Genomic DNA, 14,503 nt, shown 5'->3' with positions numbered 1-14,503 from the left:
TATTGGGGGTCAACGGAGGGTGAAAATGGATACAAGCGTTTCCGCGAAGGCAAAAACAGGTGTGGAAGGTCTGGACGACATCCTCTCGGGCGGCCTGTCCCGTCGCCACGTATTCCTTCTTGAGGGATCTCCCGGTACGGGAAAGACCACAATCGCGCTGCAGTTCTTGCAGGAGGGCGCCGCGCTCGGCGAAAAGTGTCTTTACGTCACGCTCTCTGAAACCGAGGAAGAGCTACGCGACAGCGCTTTGTCGCACGGAATGGAACTCGACGGCAACATACAGGTGTTCGAGCTCGTTCCGCCTGAAAGCCTGTTGAACGCCGAACAGCAGCAGAGCTTGCTCTATTCGTCCGATCTCGAACTTGGTGAGACCACCAAGATGATCTTCGAAGCTTTCGACAAGCTTCAACCAAGTCGCGTCGTTCTCGACAGCCTCTCGGAAATCCGGCTTCTTGCGCAAAGCTCACTTCGCTATCGGCGGCAGATCCTTGCACTGAAACATTTCTTCTCAAGAACGGGGGCGACGGTACTTCTTCTCGATGACATGACCTCCGAAAGTCTCGATAAGACGGTCCATAGCGTCGTTCACGGGGTCGTCCACCTTGAACAGCTGGCGCCGAGCTACGGGTCGGAAAGGCGACGGCTGAGGATTACCAAGTACCGCGGCCAGGCATTCCGTGGTGGCTATCATGACTTCACAATCAAGACCGGAGGCGTATCCGTCTTTCCGCGGTTGCGCGCACTCGAGCATCGCACGGAGTTCACGCGTTGCACGTTGGAAAGCGGTATCCCCGAACTCGATGCCTTGCTGGGCGGCGGGCTCGAGCGCGGATCAAGTACCTTGCTGATCGGGCCGACGGGCACAGGCAAAAGTCTATTCGCTCTGCAGTTCGTCGATGCGGCAATCAAGCGCGGTGAAAAAGCCGCCCTCTTCGTCTTCGACGAAGAACTTGGTCTGCTGTTCTTGCGCACGAATGCGCTCGGCATCGATCTCGAAGAATACCAGCGCCAGGGAGCAATTCATATCGAGCAGTTGGATGCAGCCGAACTTTCTCCTGGCGAGTTCGCCCAGCGTGTGCGCGATCGTGTCGCCAGCTTTGATGCCAAGACGGTCGTCATCGACAGCATCAACGGCTATCAGGCTGCCATGCCGGAAGAGAACGCGCTGATCCTCCACATGCACGAACTACTACAATACCTAAATCGGCAAGGCGCAAATACGTTCGTGACGGTCGCGCAACACGGGCTGGTTGGAGATATGAAGTCACCAGTGGATGTGACCTACCTTGCCGACACGGTCGTGCTGTTGCGGTACTTCGAGGCGCTCGGCAAGGTTCGGCGGGCTATCTCTGTCGTCAAGAAGCGGACGGGCATGCACGAAGAGACCATTCGGGAATTCAGGATCGGCAAGGGCGGCCTCTCGCTCGGCGAACCCCTTTCGGGCTTTCAGGGTGTCCTGGGCGGTGTCCCGACTTTTGTTGGCGGGAAGCAGGTGCTGCAGTCCAACGGGGGCGAGGACCATTCCAAATAGAAACGCCATTGCGCTGATCCATGCACCCTTGGGACGGGATGCCCAAATCGCGGGTTCGCTCTTGAGGGAAGCCGGTATCCATTCGAAAGCCGGCGAAGACCTTCCTGCTTTCGTTTCTGCTCTCGATGAGAACATAGCGTTCGCCGTGGTCACAGAGGAGGCGCTGCGATCGGCCGACCTTCGTCCTCTCTCGGCCTGGATCCAGTCGCAACCGAGCTGGTCTGATCTCCCGTTCATCATCCTGACGCATCGCGGCGGTGGGCCTGAGCGCAATCCTTCTGCAGCCCGCCTGTCGGAGGTATTGGGGAACGTGAGCTTCATCGAGCGCCCCTTCCATGCCACGACATTTATCAGCGTTGCCAGGTCGGCGTTTCGGGGCCGCCGGCGTCAGTATGAAGCGCGACTGCGCCTCGACGCGCTGGACGAGAGCGAGCGGCGGCTCCAGACGGCGCTTGAGGCGGGTCACCTGGGCGCGTGGGAACTTGACCTCGCCACCTATGCGTTAACCACATCGGCAACGTGCCGAAGGGTGTTTGGTCGGTCCTCCGAGGCGTTTACTTACGATGATCTTGTTGCGGCCACTCACCCTCAGGACATCGAAAAGGTGAAATCTGCCATGCAGGCCACCATCGAGACCGGGGCCGACTTTGCAGTCGAGTATCGCATCTCCTGGCCCGACAGATCCGTTCACTGGGCGGAAATGCGCGCGCAGCTTTATCGCGACCGGAGTGGCAATGCGGTCAAGGTTGTTGGCGTCTCTTCGGATATCACCGCCCGAGTATCGTCCGAAGAGCAACTGAAGCGCCTCAATGAAACCCTTGAAGAGCGCGTAGCGGAACGAACGGCCGAACTACATAAAGCGCACGGCATCGTCATGGAGGAGGTCGCCCAACGCGAGCGCGCGGAGGCACAGCTTCGGCAGGCTCAGAAGATGGAGACCATCGGTCAGTTGACCGGTGGTGTCGCTCACGATTTCAACAACCTGCTGATGGCGGTGTTAGGAAACCTCGAGCTTCTGCGCAAGCACACCCACGGTGACACGAAAGCCACACGATTGATCGACGGCGCGCTTCAGGGCGCAACGCGCGGGGCCTCGCTGACGCAACGGCTTCTGGCATTCGCGCGCCGGCAGGACCTCAGTGTTGACCCCGTAGATCTGCGCACGTTGGTGAGGGATATGACCGATCTTCTCAAGCGGTCAGTCGGCACGAGCATTGCCATAGAAACGGTCATCCCAGATCGGATGGATCCCGTACTCGCCGACTCAAACCAGCTGGAGCTCGCGCTCCTCAATCTCGTGGTGAATGCCCGAGATGCCATGCCGAACGGCGGCAGGATCAGCATAACGCTACAGGTGGCAAGCCTTGCGAAAGACGACGATGAGCTCGCACAGGGCCGATACGGCGTGTTGTCCGTCGCCGACGAAGGCCACGGCATGGATGAAGAGACGCTGAAAAAGGCGATAGAGCCATTCTTCTCGACAAAGGAACTGGGCAAGGGTACGGGCTTGGGCCTGTCGATGATCCATGGGCTCGCGCTTCAGCTAAAAGGGACGCTGCGGCTCAGCAGCACGCCAGGGAAAGGCACCACAGCCGAACTCTGGATCCCGGTTTCGGATGACACTCCAATCGTGTCCACCCTCCCGCGGCCGATGGAGGAAGAACAATCGATCGGGTCGTTACGCGTTCTTCTCGTAGATGACGATTTCCTGATCGCTATGAGCTCAGCCGACATGCTCATTGATCTTGGCCATGAGGTAGTCGAGGCGCATTCGGGAAAGGAGGCACTTGTTCACCTGAGCACCGACGGCCGTTTCGACCTAATGATCACAGATTACTCGATGCCGGAGATGACGGGTGGAGAGCTGGCAAAGGCGGCGCGCGATCTGTTTCCAGATTTGCGGATCTTGATCGCGTCCGGATATGCCGAGCTGCCTCCCGGGATTGATTTGGACTTGGCGAGGCTCGCCAAGCCCTACAGTCAGCAGCAACTCGCCACGGAGATCGAGCGTGTCTTGAGAGACGCATGATTAAAGCGGCCGGCAAGCGGGCTAAGCCGGACCAAGTCTCTAAAATCCGACTTGACGAGATCCTGAAGCCTCGGAAGCTTTGAACAGTCGACCATATCCGAAGAGGCGCATCGGTTAGTCTCGCCAGAGCAGAACCCGCGGCAACTTACCGACCATCGGCTTGGATTCAAGGACTTCCATTTCAGAAACGTGGACGATCGCAATAGATAGAAATTCCGCCCACGGCGGAACCAAACCTTCGTTCGCTCCCTTTATGGCAAGCTGCATCGCTGTTCGTTGCACGGTTTTAGGAGACAGAGAATGGGAAGCACATCGGACAAGGTCAAAGGCACGGCAAATGAGGTTGCTGGCAAGGTTCGCCAGGCCGTTGGCAAGGCCGTCGACAATCACGAGGAACAGGTAAAGGGCAAGGTCCAGGAAGCAAAGGGCAAGGCCCAGGTTGCCAAGGGCGAGGCGAAGGACGCCGTCAAGAAGATCGTCGACAAGGCATAAGCACGCCGGTCTCATCTCCCCCTAAAGCCCGCCGCGTTGCGGGCTTTTTACCGAGGATTATCATGAACGCTCGCTTTTCTCTTGTGGCTCTTATTGTTGGACTTGCGGCTGGAAACGCGGCCGCACAGACCCCGACCGATCCCGTGGTTGCCGCGTGCAAGTCAACAGGACTCCTGGCGTTGCAGGAACGGACAAAAGAAATCACCGATCTCGTCATCGATGTTGAAAGTGTCGCCGTCAGCAAGGCGGACACCAAAGTCGAAGATGTCCCGATCAAGACGGTCGTGCTCGGGGAGGCTTACATTGCCCGCAAGGGCACCACCGGCAAACCTGATCGTTTCGTCTGCCTGCTCGGCGAAAAAGGCAAGGTCCTGCTGACGTTCTTCACCGCCCAGTAGCCAGATATCTCTTCCGTCCGTTCCATAGTGCCGCGGGCCCGCGTTGCCTGATAGCATTGTATCCAGATCCGCGGGCGCCGCGCGGCATGGCCCCATCGTGAAATATCTCAGTTCCGTTCAAGCAGGAGAAGCTGCGTCGGTGCCGGCCAGGCTCACAGAAACCAACAAACCACCGCTGCCTTGATTGCAGGCACTGACGCCGCCACCATAAAGTTCAACGATCTCCCTGGCGATGTTCAGGCCAAATCCACTGCCTGGCACCGTCTCGTCCAACCGTCGACCCGGTTGAAACGCCTCGATTATCTCCTCTTGCGTCATGCCTGGTCCGTCATCGACGATCTCGATCGTCACGACCCCGCCTTGTGCGGTCCCTGAAACCTCGATCGAGCTCGCACACCATTTGAAGGCGTTGTCGAGAAGATTGCCAAGCACCTCGTCAAGGTCTTCAGATCCACATGCAACTGAGAGCCCCGGTCCGACGTCCAGGGTGACGGCAACGTTCTTGTCGGCGTGAATGCGTGACAGTGCCGCAATCAGATCGTCCAGTCGTGGCCGGATGAGGACAGGGGATCGGTCCACATCGCCTGCGGTGACGCGGCGGGCATCCGCAAGATGGTGGCGGATGCGCCGATCCATGCGCTCAGCCAGCTTCCGAATGGCCCCGTCAGGGTCATTGCGATCGTCGAGCGCGAGCATGAGGCTTGTGACCGGGGTCTTCAACCCGTGCGCCAAATTGGCAAAATGCACGCGCGTGTCGATCAAGCGTTGCGCGTTCTGACCGATCAACCGATCTATTTCGAGGGACACGGGCTGGAGTTCCTCGACTTCGGCTTGCTGCAGCCTCGATCTGGTTCCTGCCCTTACGGCGGCAATGTCGGCGGTCAGTTGCCGGAGCGGCCTCAGCCCATAGCGTACCTGAAACAAGGATCCGATCAGAAGAGCGGCGCCGAGAATGAGCATCGCGGGAAGCAGCCACAGCAGCGAACGGGTTGCGGGATCGCGAACTGCGGATCGCGGCGCAGTGACCGTGATTTGCAACATGCGGTCGCCGACGCCGGTTTTGACCGTTCTCACGTGCAAGGGCTGCCCCTGTGCGTCGGATATCTCGCCGGGTTGAGGCGCACCGCTGAGCAACCGGCGCCAGTCGAGCGGACGCCCGGGTGCGTCGATGGTGCCGCCAGCCAGTGACCGTGAGGTGAGCCGGACGCCTTCGCCCGACACCTGCCAGTACCAGCCCGAACCCGTGCGATCGAAGGGAGGGCCATCGAGCGACGCACCAAGTCCCACCGTGCCATCGGGCCGAATTGAAAGAGCGCGCCTCAAACCGCCGATCTGCATGTCGAGGCGCTGGTCGACCTGTTGTCCGACGACACCTGCAACAATCAACCACAGGATGGCTGAGGCGATCACCATCGCTGTCAAAACGAACACCGCTGAGAACGCGATCAATCGTCCCGCTATCGTTTTTCGCCTGATGATGTTCGAAAGCATCATGACGCGGCCGTCAACATGTATCCCCGTCCGCGAACCGTCTCGATGTGCTCTGCGCCGATCTTGCGGCGAAGGCGGGCGATGATGACCTCAACGGAGTTCGAATCCACGTCGGCGTCGCCGTCGTAGACGCGCTCCAGGAGCTCGCGCCTATCGACCACGATTTCCTTGCGCAGGATAAGACACGAGAGCACGCGCCATTCGAGCGCGGTCAGCTTGATCGGGATTCCGTCCTTCTCGAACGTGCCCACCTGTGCGTCAAAGACCAAGGCGCCGCAAACCACTTTCGCGCTGGCGTGACCGTTTGCGCGGCGAACAAGAGCCCTTAGTCGCAGAATGAGTTCCTCCACCCTGAACGGTTTCATCAGGAAATCGTCAGCGCCCGCCTTGAAGCTCGCCACCTTGTCCGACCACCCCTCACGGGCCGTCAGGATCAGAACGGGGAATGTGCGGCCGGCCTCGCGCCATGTTTTGAGGACGGAGACACCGTCCAATTTCGGGAGGCCGAGATCGAGCACCACAACGTCAAAGATCTCGGTCAGGCCGGCGTGCTGGGCATCTTCTCCATTGCGCGCCACATCGACGACGAAGTTCTCCGACCTCAAGCTGGCGGCGATGCGGCCGGAAAGATCGCTGTCGTCTTCGACGAGGAGCACGCGCATGGGAAGTCCGATCCGGGCTGAGCTTGATATCCTTTACCTGCTTCAGCCTTAACTCAAGCTGAACCGGTTGGTTCAGGCTGGCGGCGGCGGATGTGGCGTAAAACCTGATGATCGAGAACCAGGAGATTGCCATGTCCAATTCGAACGACACCATCGCAAGCGACCACCATGAGCCGCGCGGGCCTGGGAAACCGCCGCGACCCCAAAGGCGCAAGCATTACGTCGCACTTGGAATAGCGGCGTTCACCATGCTCGCAATTGGCGCCGCAGCGGGCGCGGGGGCCATGAAGTTGACGCGTCCTGGCGTCGAGCTTGCCCCCGTGACACCCGTCGCCATATCCGCCATGGCGGACTCAAGCCTGGTGACCGTCAAGGGCAAGGTTGCCGAAGTCTTCGGCAACAAGTTCATCGTCCAGGACGACAGTGGCCGCGCGCTTGTGGAAACGGGCCCCGAAGGCGAGGGCGAGAAGATCGTAGCGCCAAGCGAGATCGTCACCGTTCAGGGACGCTTCGACGACGGCTTCATACGTGGCAGCTACATCGTCCACCAGGATGGCCGCACGGAACTTCTGGGACCTGGAGGCCGGCCACCGCATCGCCGCCCGCTTGAGGATGCCCTGAAACACCTCAAGCTCTAGGGAACATTGCCGAATAGAGCGACGTTTATCGCGGCTGTCGACCAGTCAAAAAGGTTGAACCCGAGGAGACCGGCATGCTTTCCGTTCAAACGACCCGGCGTGCCGGTCGCTCACTTGTCGCACTTGCCGTCCTGAATTTCTTCCTTGCCGATGCCCGTGACGGGCTTGGTCCCTTCCTCGATGGTTTTCTCGCGACGCACGGCTGGTCGCCGATGACGCTCGGAATCGTAGCGACGACGGGTGGAGTGCTGGGCATGCTGGCGACCCCGCTCTTCGGCGCCTGGGTCGATGCCTCGCGTCGCAAGCGCATGCTGATCGTCGTGCCCGTGGTGCTTGTCACTGGAGCAGCGCTCTGGACGCTCGTTAGCCCGAGCAACATCGCGGTCTTCGGCGGTCAATCGGCAACGGCGATCGTCGGCGCGGTGATCGGGCCCGCCTTGATGGGACTGACGCTCGGCCTTGTCGGAGAGCAGGCATTTTCGCAGCAGGTATCAACGAACGAGTTCTGGAACCATGTTGGAAACCTGTTCTCACTGGCCGGAATCTATGCCGTGGCCGTCGCATTCGGTTTGAGCGGTGTCATCGGATTGATGATCGCGACAGCCGTCGCGACGATTGCCGCCGTTGCAACCATTGACCCTGAGGAGATCGACCACAACGTTGCCCGTGGTCTTGGAAACGATGAGGGTGAGCAGGATGTTTCCGGCTTCTCCATGCTTGCCGGCAGCAAGGGGCTGATCCTGCTTGCAGTGATCTTGATGTTCTTTCATTTCGGCAACGCGCCGATGAGCCGGCTGATCGCCCAGGACTTTTCGATCCAGTTGGGCACGCCGTTTCGCACCACCGCGATCATTACGGGCATCTCTCAGCTATCGATGATCATGATGGCGCTGGCCGCACCGGTGCTCATTCGACGCTTCGGGCTCAGCACGGTTTTTGTGGTCGCCCTCATGGCGCTGCCGATCCGCGGAGCGATTGCGGGATCATTCAGCAGCTTTGCAGCAATCTATCCCGTCCAACTGCTCGACGGTGTCGGGGCAGGGCTGATCGGTATCGCCACGCCGATCGCTGCGGAACGGATCCTGTCGGGGTCGGGTCGTTTCAACGTCGGTCTTGCCGCGGTCATGACGGTTCAGGGGATTGGCGCTTCGCTCAGCAATATCGTCGCCGGCTGGTTGACGGATCGCGGCGGCTACGGCCTCGCCTACTGGGTCCACGGCGGTGCGGCACTTCTTGCCCTGGCCGCGTTTTTCCTCGGCCGCACAAGCATAGTGCCCGCGCGAAAACGGATCGATAAATCGCTCGATCGCCTGGGGACATGCGCGTGACGAGCGCCATCGCATCTGAGGATATACATGGGCGCGACGGTGATGACGTGGGGCATCGGCGGGTTGACCGTGCTTGCAGTGGTCTCGCGTCCGTTCGGATGGCCAGAGGCGATCTGGGCGGTGACCGGCGCTTGCCTTTTGGTCGCCTGTCGACTGATTGGACTTGCCGACGTGTGGCTGGGCCTGACGAAGGCAACGGACGTTTGTCTGTTCCTGGTTGGGATGATGCTGCTTTCGGAACTTGCCCGCCAGGAGGGGCTGTTCGACTGGATCGCTTCCGTCGCAACAGCGCATGCGAATGGATCGCCAAGGCGCCTCTTCGTTCTGATCTATGCTTTCGGCATTGTCGTTACGGTGTTTCTATCGAACGACGCCACGGCTGTCGTTCTTACGCCGGCCGTTTACGCTGCCTGCCGAACCGCCAAGGTCAGAGATCCTCTGCCCTATCTCTTGATCTGTGCGTTCACCGCAAATGCAGCAAGTTTTGTTCTACCAATTTCCAACCCTGCCAACTTCGTGATTTTTGGTGATGGCGACATGCCCACGCTGTGGAACTGGCTTGTCCGATTTTGGCTGCCCTCACTCGTGTCCGTCATCGTGACTTTCGTCGCCCTCTATTGGACCCAGCGCTCTGCCCTTGCAGCCGACAGCGTCAGTTTCGCCGAGCGCCCAACGCTCTCAGGAAATGCCAGGCTTACCGGGGTCGCAATTTTGGCGACCGCGGCCCTTCTCGCTGTTGCGTCCGAACGGGGGTACGCTTTGGGGCTGACAACGTTTGTGATCGGCTCTGCATCTGTCGTTGTCGTTCTTTTCTTGAAGCGACGAAGCCCTTTCGCGCTTCTGAGTGGCATTTCGTGGAGCGTACTGCCGCTCGTCGCGGGTCTGTTCATTATCGTTGAAGGGCTCGATGGTTCCGGGCTGACCGAGCGGCTTGGTGCGATCTTGGCGGATCTCGCTTCGACCAGCCCGAATGTCGCTGCAGCCGGCATCGGCGGGCTCGCGGCCGTGCTCTCCAATGCCATCAACAATCTGCCTGCAGGGCTTCTGGGAGCTGGCGTCGTGCACACGGCAGGCGCTTCCGACAAGATCGCCGCTGCGCTGATCGGCGTGGATCTCGGGCCAAATCTGTCGATCTCTGGATCGCTCGCCACGATGCTGTGGCTGGCGGCGCTCCGCCGGGAGGGGCTCGAATGCAGCGCGCGCGCCTTTCTGAAGCTCGGCGTGATCGTAATGCCTCCCGCACTGTTTTTGTCCTTGCTGTGCCTGGTATTGACGTGATCGAATGATCGACTGGGATTTTGAGCATAATGCGCGGTCGTGACGGTGGCTTGAGGCAACAGTTTAACGTTCTCTTTAGCGGGTTCTCGATGCAGCTGCCGTCCTTGGGAGCGAAATAACGGACGCCAAGACCGGTCGCGCCAACGGCTGAACGGCAGGTGGCGTTGAACAATGTCGACTCCATTGGCTTGCCGCTACGAGCTAATCGAGTGCCCGGCAAACAGCATGCTTCATCGCTTGTCACCCCAGCCGTGGCGGAAATCCCTCAGCCCGCAAGTCCTCTCCAACAGCGTCTTCCAGCAGCTTGACGATCTGCGTCGACGGGGCAGCAGCGCCATAGGCCTCCTTTCCATTAATAAATATCTCATTGGTAAGATCAGCGAGTTGCAATGGAACGTCGAAGTCGCGGCCGAGTTTCATGGCAAATCCGAGATCTTTCAAAGCGAGGTCCAAGGTAAAGCCGATGTCGTAGCTGCCGTTGAGAATAAGCTGGCCTTCTGTCTCGTGAACGAAGCTGTTGCCGGAACTTGCCTTGATCGCTTGCCATGCCTGCGCCAAATCGAGGCCACCGCGTTTGGCGAGCATAAGCGCCTCGCCGTCGGCGACGAGGTGGATGAATGCCAGCATGTTGGTTATGACTTTAATTATCGCCGCATTGCCGAGCGGGCCCATATAGAAGATCTTATCTCCCATCGCCTGCAGCGCGGGAAGATGTTGGGCGAAGAGATCCTTTTCGCCGCCGGCGAGCATCGTGATCTTGCCTTGTGCGGCAAGATGGACACCGCCAGTGACGGGCAGCTCCATGGTAGCGACGCCCTTCGCTGAAGCTTGCGAGGCGAGCCGAAGAATCTCCTCGCGGCCGACCGTGGACATCTCGATCCAGGTCAGCCCTGGTCGCGCCGTCTCGAGGATTTGGTCGAGAATCGCCTGCGAAACCTGCGGCGACGGTAGACATGTCAGAACGGCGTCGCATTGGCGAGAAAGCGCGCCGGGGGAAGCTGACCATGTCGCACCTGCCTGGATCAGCCTGTCGGCTGTTGTGGGATCCCTGTCGTGGACGACGACCTCGAAGCCTGAGCGCTGAAGGCTAGCCGCCAGATGTCCGCCCAGGTTTCCAAGCCCGATGAAACCATAGCGCATTGCATCTCCTTTCCGCCTTGCGGGCAACCGATCATGGCGCGAGCGGTTCGGTGACGAGTTTCGTCCCTTTCCTCCAGCGAGAGCCTACGTCGCCGGAGGCGAACAGCGCCGCGTGTGGGTCCGGACGCCGCTGGTATGGTCGGGTCCGCTGTTTCAATCGAAAGAGAGATTGATGCGGTGAGTTTGCGGAACTCTCAAAGCTAAGCTTACCACCAATGTGCGATTTGTCCCACGTAAGGCCTGTGAACCGCCTTCAACACGTGGCAGCGACGACGGGCAATTCTTGACGGCCTCATGGATAGGGTCGAACTCCGAAGTCGGATCAATCAGTAAATACTCTTGAATGTTGAGTGAGCGAGCGACGTTGTTCCTCGGCTATTCCACTGAAGCGATCTGCCGACGAAAATAGACTGCAACGTGCTCGGCGCTTGGCTACTGAGGGTCAAAGGGTTGCGACAGAATGGAGCGAACCAAAAAAAGGCCCCCGGAGCGGGGCCAAATACTCAGACCTCAATCTAGGGACTCGACGAGTGAAGCCCGATCATGTGCTCAGCGGGGGTGACACGCTGGACATAAACCAACGCGCGATTACGGGAAAAAGTTCCTGCTACGCTCCTGGAACTGCTCGAGCAAACAGTCGATCGAGAACACCGACGACTTCGGCCTGCAAGTCCAGGCAGAGTTGCTGAAAATCGTGTATGCGATCCTCTTGTCGAAGGGGCAGTTCCCTCTGGAGCGTATCCAGCGTCTTCGCCGCCAGCGCGTATTTTTCGAAAAGGTCATTTAGTTGATCGTCCTTGGCGGACCGCAACTGTTCACGATGACGGGGCAGGGCCATTGCCAGCCGCGCCCGTCCAAGATGCATCAAGCCCAAAGTTTCCTCCATAATTGATCCGCCAACAGGCGGAGTAGGCGCACATCTCGGGGCTGTCTCAGCCACTACCCGGCATAACGGCTTCATCGTCCTTGTCGGGCAGCAGGCCAGCCCCTGGCGTCTTGCTCTTATCGGTGAGGCGATCCGCAGCGTGAGGGCCGGGCTCGGGGAGATGTTCGCCGCCCTTTGGTTCCTTGCCTGTTTCCTCAACTGCCTTTTGCCTTTTTGTCTTTATTCATTCCGGTGTCCCTTCAAATACGACCTCTAGAAATGCAAAGCGCGCCGATCGGTTCCCCAAAGATTAGGACATCGCGCAAGCAATTTGCGTGCGTCTGGTCTTCGAGCGGATGCAGTCCAAAAAAAGGGCCCCGAAAGGTTGCGTGACGGGGCCAAAGCTACCGGTGCACCTCGCTTCCGTAGGAAATATTCGTCCATCGAAATTGCCATCGGAAGCGAAGGACGGCGTTCGCTCACAGGTAGAGGACGAGAACCAACTTAGGATGCCGCAACCCGGTGAACATAGAAGGCACTTCCCTGACAGACCATCGGGTGATGTCGGCAGGTCGAGGCGCTACGCCGCGACGGAAACCATTTCCCATCAGATGTTCTAGTCCGGCTTGCGCTGGACGCAAGCGAGCATCTTGACCGCCAACGGATAGATTTCAAAGAGGTTCGCGATGCTTGACTGAGCGCAATCGCCCGCAGTGATCGGGGTAGGGCCATCGCCAAGCCAGTCCCCGTCCGAGATGGACCGATCCCATTTCCAGGATCGCCTATTCATCGGCAGGGCCGCGAGCCTGCAGCGTTCGATGTAACGGTTGATCGCCCGCCGGCGGCGCTGATGGTGACGAGGGTCTCCTCGAAAACCACAGGGCACATTCCAAAAGGCACTCCTCATCTGTGTGACCGAGGTGGAACTCGTCGATGAGGAATCTCGCCAGGTGATCGCTCCGCTCCGACCGTTTAGGCAACGCCGACAAAAGACATGCTCGATCAAATACGCGCTGCAACATTCTGGAATCTTGCTCGCCCAGGCCGAACTGGGAGAATTGCAAAAGTATGTCCATTCTTGACCTCCCATGAGAGGCGACGAGGGCGCTCGCGGGAAGCGTATGCCTGTCCGCAGTGACGGGGGCCCAGCTTGCCTTCGATTGAGAGAACGTGATGGACGTTGGGTGGTTCCGCGGTAAACCCAGTTTGGGCTAGTCCGCGGCGAAAATGCGTCCGAGTTCTGAGCTCGAAAGACCTACCGCCCGAGTTGGCAGGACGAGCCCATCCCCACATGCGCGGCATAACGCACGCGACGTGCCTCAGGATGCGATGTCGTCTTCCAGTATCGGGAACGATGCTTCTAGTGCGGCGCCGACAAAGGCTTGCCGTGCGAGGACAAGCTCATCGCCGCGCTCCAGAGCGGCCCGGCAGCGATTTCTAGCTCGCTCGTAGAACCATCCGCCCTGTGGCATTTCGCTCAGATATTGCAGCGCATCCCGCGGCCCGTCGATGCGACGTTCGCCTGTCGCTCCGAGCCTGACGGGACGATCCCAAATCAAGGCTTGCATGCGTTACCTCCGATTCGCCGAAGAACGTCTGGCCCTACGTTTTGTTCCAACGCGACGTGGCGGTTCGCTAGAGGGCGGCAGCTTGCGCCTGGCCGAATGCCGGGCGCGTGCCGAACTGAGAAAGTAAAAGGGACGGTCGCGCACGATGGCATTTAGGCGGCCTTGCTTCCCGTGGTTGCCTTGTTGATCGACGTGACCGCAAGGTTGGTCAGCTTGTTGTTCGTCGCTTTTTCCTGGTCGAGGATCTCCGATAGAAGGGTATGAGCCTCCTCGTGTCCGAGGTCCTTTGCCCATTCCCGAAGCGATCCATAGCGAGCAATCTCGTAGTGTTCTACGGCCTGGCATGCAGCCAGAAGGCCGGCGTCGAGCGCGGTGCCCTTGGCTTCCGATATCAGCCCATCAGCCTCCTTGATCAATCCCTCGATTGCGTCGCACTTTTCGCCGGCGGGTTTCTTGCCAATGGATTTGAAGACCTGATCGAGCTTCTTGATCTGGTCCTTCGTTTCCGAAAGATGCTCCTCGGCCGCCTTTTTGAGCTCCGCGCTCTTCGCAGCCTTGGCGACTTTCGGGAGTGCCTTGGTTATTGCATTTTCCGCGTAGTAGACGTCCTGAAGTGTGTGTTCGAAAAGTTCTGCAAGCGAGTTCATACTAGCTCTCCTTTGAGACTGAACGCCTCAGAAGAAGCCGTAGCTTCGCTTTTCGTTCCAGGCGGTGAGCTATTTTTGGACGTCGGGGCGCGACACGCGCCGTAGCGATCGTGTCACGCCTCTGATCAGTCGACCTGCTTTTCGCCGGCGCTCTTGCCGTCGGAGCTTTTCGACCGCTCCTCAAAGCGCTCCGCCCCCTTCTTCAGGGGCGATCCTTTGGCCCTCTCGACTTTGCGTTCCTCGGCGGCCGCTTGTTTTTTTAATTCTTGCGATGATTCTCGGCCCTTGGCCGACTGTGACTTGGGGCTTGCCATTTTGTCGCTCCTCCAACCTCTGACCGCATAACGTTTGAAGCGTCGTTGTGTTTCGCCTTCTGCCAACTGATAGAAGATGAGGCACGGCTCGTTAACGCGGGCTGGTTTTTATCCGGCTCGCG

Annotated in this window: 14 protein-coding genes; 7 read left to right on the top strand and 7 right to left on the bottom strand. The window is 59.3% G+C overall.

The window, feature by feature from the left end; all coding sequences use genetic code 11:
* The first annotated feature begins 25 nt into the window (after nt 1-25).
* The 4 genes from M2267_RS12725 (at nt 26) to M2267_RS12710 (ending at nt 4,450) form a co-directional block, all read left to right on the top strand.
* Nucleotides 26-1,531, top strand: a complete 1,506-nt coding sequence (locus tag M2267_RS12725; protein WP_429114846.1) for an ATPase domain-containing protein — start codon at nt 26-28, stop codon at nt 1,529-1,531.
* Entirely contained in the window at nt 1,479-3,560 is a 2,082-nt protein-coding gene (locus tag M2267_RS12720; RefSeq protein ID WP_429115102.1) for an ATP-binding protein, read from the top strand. Before M2267_RS12725 ends, M2267_RS12720 begins: the two co-directional genes overlap by 53 nt.
* A gap of 300 nt (nt 3,561-3,860) precedes the next feature.
* The gene (locus tag M2267_RS12715; protein ID WP_429114845.1) at nt 3,861-4,052 is read left to right on the top strand and encodes a CsbD family protein; all 192 of its coding nucleotides are present in this window, start codon (nt 3,861-3,863) and stop codon (nt 4,050-4,052) included.
* 62 nt (nt 4,053-4,114) lie between these two features.
* On the top strand, nt 4,115-4,450 hold the full coding sequence (locus tag M2267_RS12710) for a hypothetical protein (RefSeq protein WP_429114844.1): 336 nt from the start codon (nt 4,115-4,117) through the stop codon (nt 4,448-4,450).
* A 117-nt stretch (nt 4,451-4,567) separates the two neighbouring features.
* Here M2267_RS12710 and M2267_RS12705 read toward each other — a convergent pair whose 3' ends face one another.
* Together M2267_RS12705 and M2267_RS12700 are read right to left on the bottom strand one after the other, a co-directional pair.
* Nucleotides 4,568-5,944 carry a sensor histidine kinase gene (locus M2267_RS12705; protein WP_429114843.1) on the bottom strand — a complete coding sequence of 459 codons (1,377 nt, stop codon included), beginning with the start codon at nt 5,942-5,944 and terminating at the stop codon, nt 4,568-4,570.
* The gene (locus M2267_RS12700) at nt 5,941-6,603 is read right to left on the bottom strand and encodes a response regulator transcription factor (protein WP_429114842.1); all 663 of its coding nucleotides are present in this window, start codon (nt 6,601-6,603) and stop codon (nt 5,941-5,943) included. Before M2267_RS12700 ends, M2267_RS12705 begins: the two co-directional genes overlap by 4 nt.
* 131 nt (nt 6,604-6,734) lie before the next feature.
* Here M2267_RS12700 and M2267_RS12695 point away from each other — a divergent pair, with 131 nt between their 5' ends.
* From M2267_RS12695 to M2267_RS12685, 3 genes are all read left to right on the top strand, one after another.
* Nucleotides 6,735-7,241: a hypothetical protein gene (locus M2267_RS12695; protein WP_429114841.1), complete on the top strand. Its 507-nt coding sequence runs from the start codon at nt 6,735-6,737 to the stop codon at nt 7,239-7,241.
* Between the two features lie 74 nt (nt 7,242-7,315).
* Nucleotides 7,316-8,569, top strand: a complete 1,254-nt coding sequence (locus tag M2267_RS12690; RefSeq protein ID WP_429114840.1) for an MFS transporter — start codon at nt 7,316-7,318, stop codon at nt 8,567-8,569.
* 27 nt (nt 8,570-8,596) lie between these two features.
* Complete coding sequence (locus tag M2267_RS12685) at nt 8,597-9,847, top strand: arsenic transporter (RefSeq protein ID WP_429114839.1); 1,251 nt, start codon at nt 8,597-8,599, stop codon at nt 9,845-9,847.
* 240 nt (nt 9,848-10,087) lie between these two features.
* Here the strand turns inward: M2267_RS12685 and M2267_RS12680 are convergent, their stop codons facing one another.
* The 5 genes from M2267_RS12680 to M2267_RS12660 all read right to left on the bottom strand — a co-directional run bounded on the left by M2267_RS12680 (nt 10,088) and on the right by M2267_RS12660 (nt 14,381).
* Entirely contained in the window at nt 10,088-10,987 is a 900-nt protein-coding gene (locus tag M2267_RS12680) for an NAD(P)-dependent oxidoreductase (protein ID WP_429114838.1), read from the bottom strand.
* Nucleotides 10,988-11,594: 607 nt separating this feature from the next.
* Nucleotides 11,595-11,873, bottom strand: a complete 279-nt coding sequence (locus M2267_RS12675; RefSeq protein WP_429114837.1) for a hypothetical protein — start codon at nt 11,871-11,873, stop codon at nt 11,595-11,597.
* 1,298 nt (nt 11,874-13,171) lie between these two features.
* The gene (locus tag M2267_RS12670) at nt 13,172-13,420 is read right to left on the bottom strand and encodes a DUF982 domain-containing protein (protein ID WP_429114836.1); all 249 of its coding nucleotides are present in this window, start codon (nt 13,418-13,420) and stop codon (nt 13,172-13,174) included.
* A 152-nt stretch (nt 13,421-13,572) separates the two neighbouring features.
* Nucleotides 13,573-14,067 carry a ferritin-like domain-containing protein gene (locus tag M2267_RS12665; RefSeq protein WP_429114835.1) on the bottom strand — a complete coding sequence of 165 codons (495 nt, stop codon included), beginning with the start codon at nt 14,065-14,067 and terminating at the stop codon, nt 13,573-13,575.
* Between the two features lie 125 nt (nt 14,068-14,192).
* Nucleotides 14,193-14,381, bottom strand: coding sequence for a hypothetical protein (locus tag M2267_RS12660; RefSeq protein ID WP_429114834.1), 189 nt, complete (start codon nt 14,379-14,381; stop codon nt 14,193-14,195).
* Nucleotides 14,382-14,503: the final 122 nt, after the last annotated feature.

It is taken from the genome of Ensifer sp. KUDG1, assembly GCF_050434285.1.
Classification (GTDB): domain Bacteria; phylum Pseudomonadota; class Alphaproteobacteria; order Rhizobiales; family Rhizobiaceae; genus Ensifer.
This window is presented reverse-complemented; position numbering and strand designations above follow the sequence as displayed.

What these genes read in the sequence shown, in the direction of transcription:
- M2267_RS12705 (WP_429114843.1), bottom strand. Translation starts at nt 5,944, where the DNA reads ATGATGCTTTCGAACATCATCAGGCGAAAAACGATAGCGGGACGATTG.
- M2267_RS12710 (WP_429114844.1), top strand. Translation starts at nt 4,115, where the DNA reads ATGAACGCTCGCTTTTCTCTTGTGGCTCTTATTGTTGGACTTGCGGCT.
- M2267_RS12695 (WP_429114841.1), top strand. Translation starts at nt 6,735, where the DNA reads ATGTCCAATTCGAACGACACCATCGCAAGCGACCACCATGAGCCGCGC.
- M2267_RS12685 (WP_429114839.1), top strand. Translation starts at nt 8,597, where the DNA reads ATGGGCGCGACGGTGATGACGTGGGGCATCGGCGGGTTGACCGTGCTT.
- M2267_RS12715 (WP_429114845.1), top strand. Translation starts at nt 3,861, where the DNA reads ATGGGAAGCACATCGGACAAGGTCAAAGGCACGGCAAATGAGGTTGCT.
- M2267_RS12690 (WP_429114840.1), top strand. Translation starts at nt 7,316, where the DNA reads ATGCTTTCCGTTCAAACGACCCGGCGTGCCGGTCGCTCACTTGTCGCA.
- M2267_RS12680 (WP_429114838.1), bottom strand. Translation starts at nt 10,987, where the DNA reads ATGCGCTATGGTTTCATCGGGCTTGGAAACCTGGGCGGACATCTGGCG.
- M2267_RS12725 (WP_429114846.1), top strand. Translation starts at nt 26, where the DNA reads ATGGATACAAGCGTTTCCGCGAAGGCAAAAACAGGTGTGGAAGGTCTG.
- M2267_RS12675 (WP_429114837.1), bottom strand. Translation starts at nt 11,873, where the DNA reads ATGGAGGAAACTTTGGGCTTGATGCATCTTGGACGGGCGCGGCTGGCA.
- M2267_RS12665 (WP_429114835.1), bottom strand. Translation starts at nt 14,067, where the DNA reads ATGAACTCGCTTGCAGAACTTTTCGAACACACACTTCAGGACGTCTAC.
- M2267_RS12660 (WP_429114834.1), bottom strand. Translation starts at nt 14,381, where the DNA reads ATGGCAAGCCCCAAGTCACAGTCGGCCAAGGGCCGAGAATCATCGCAA.
- M2267_RS12700 (WP_429114842.1), bottom strand. Translation starts at nt 6,603, where the DNA reads ATGCGCGTGCTCCTCGTCGAAGACGACAGCGATCTTTCCGGCCGCATC.
- M2267_RS12670 (WP_429114836.1), bottom strand. Translation starts at nt 13,420, where the DNA reads ATGCAAGCCTTGATTTGGGATCGTCCCGTCAGGCTCGGAGCGACAGGC.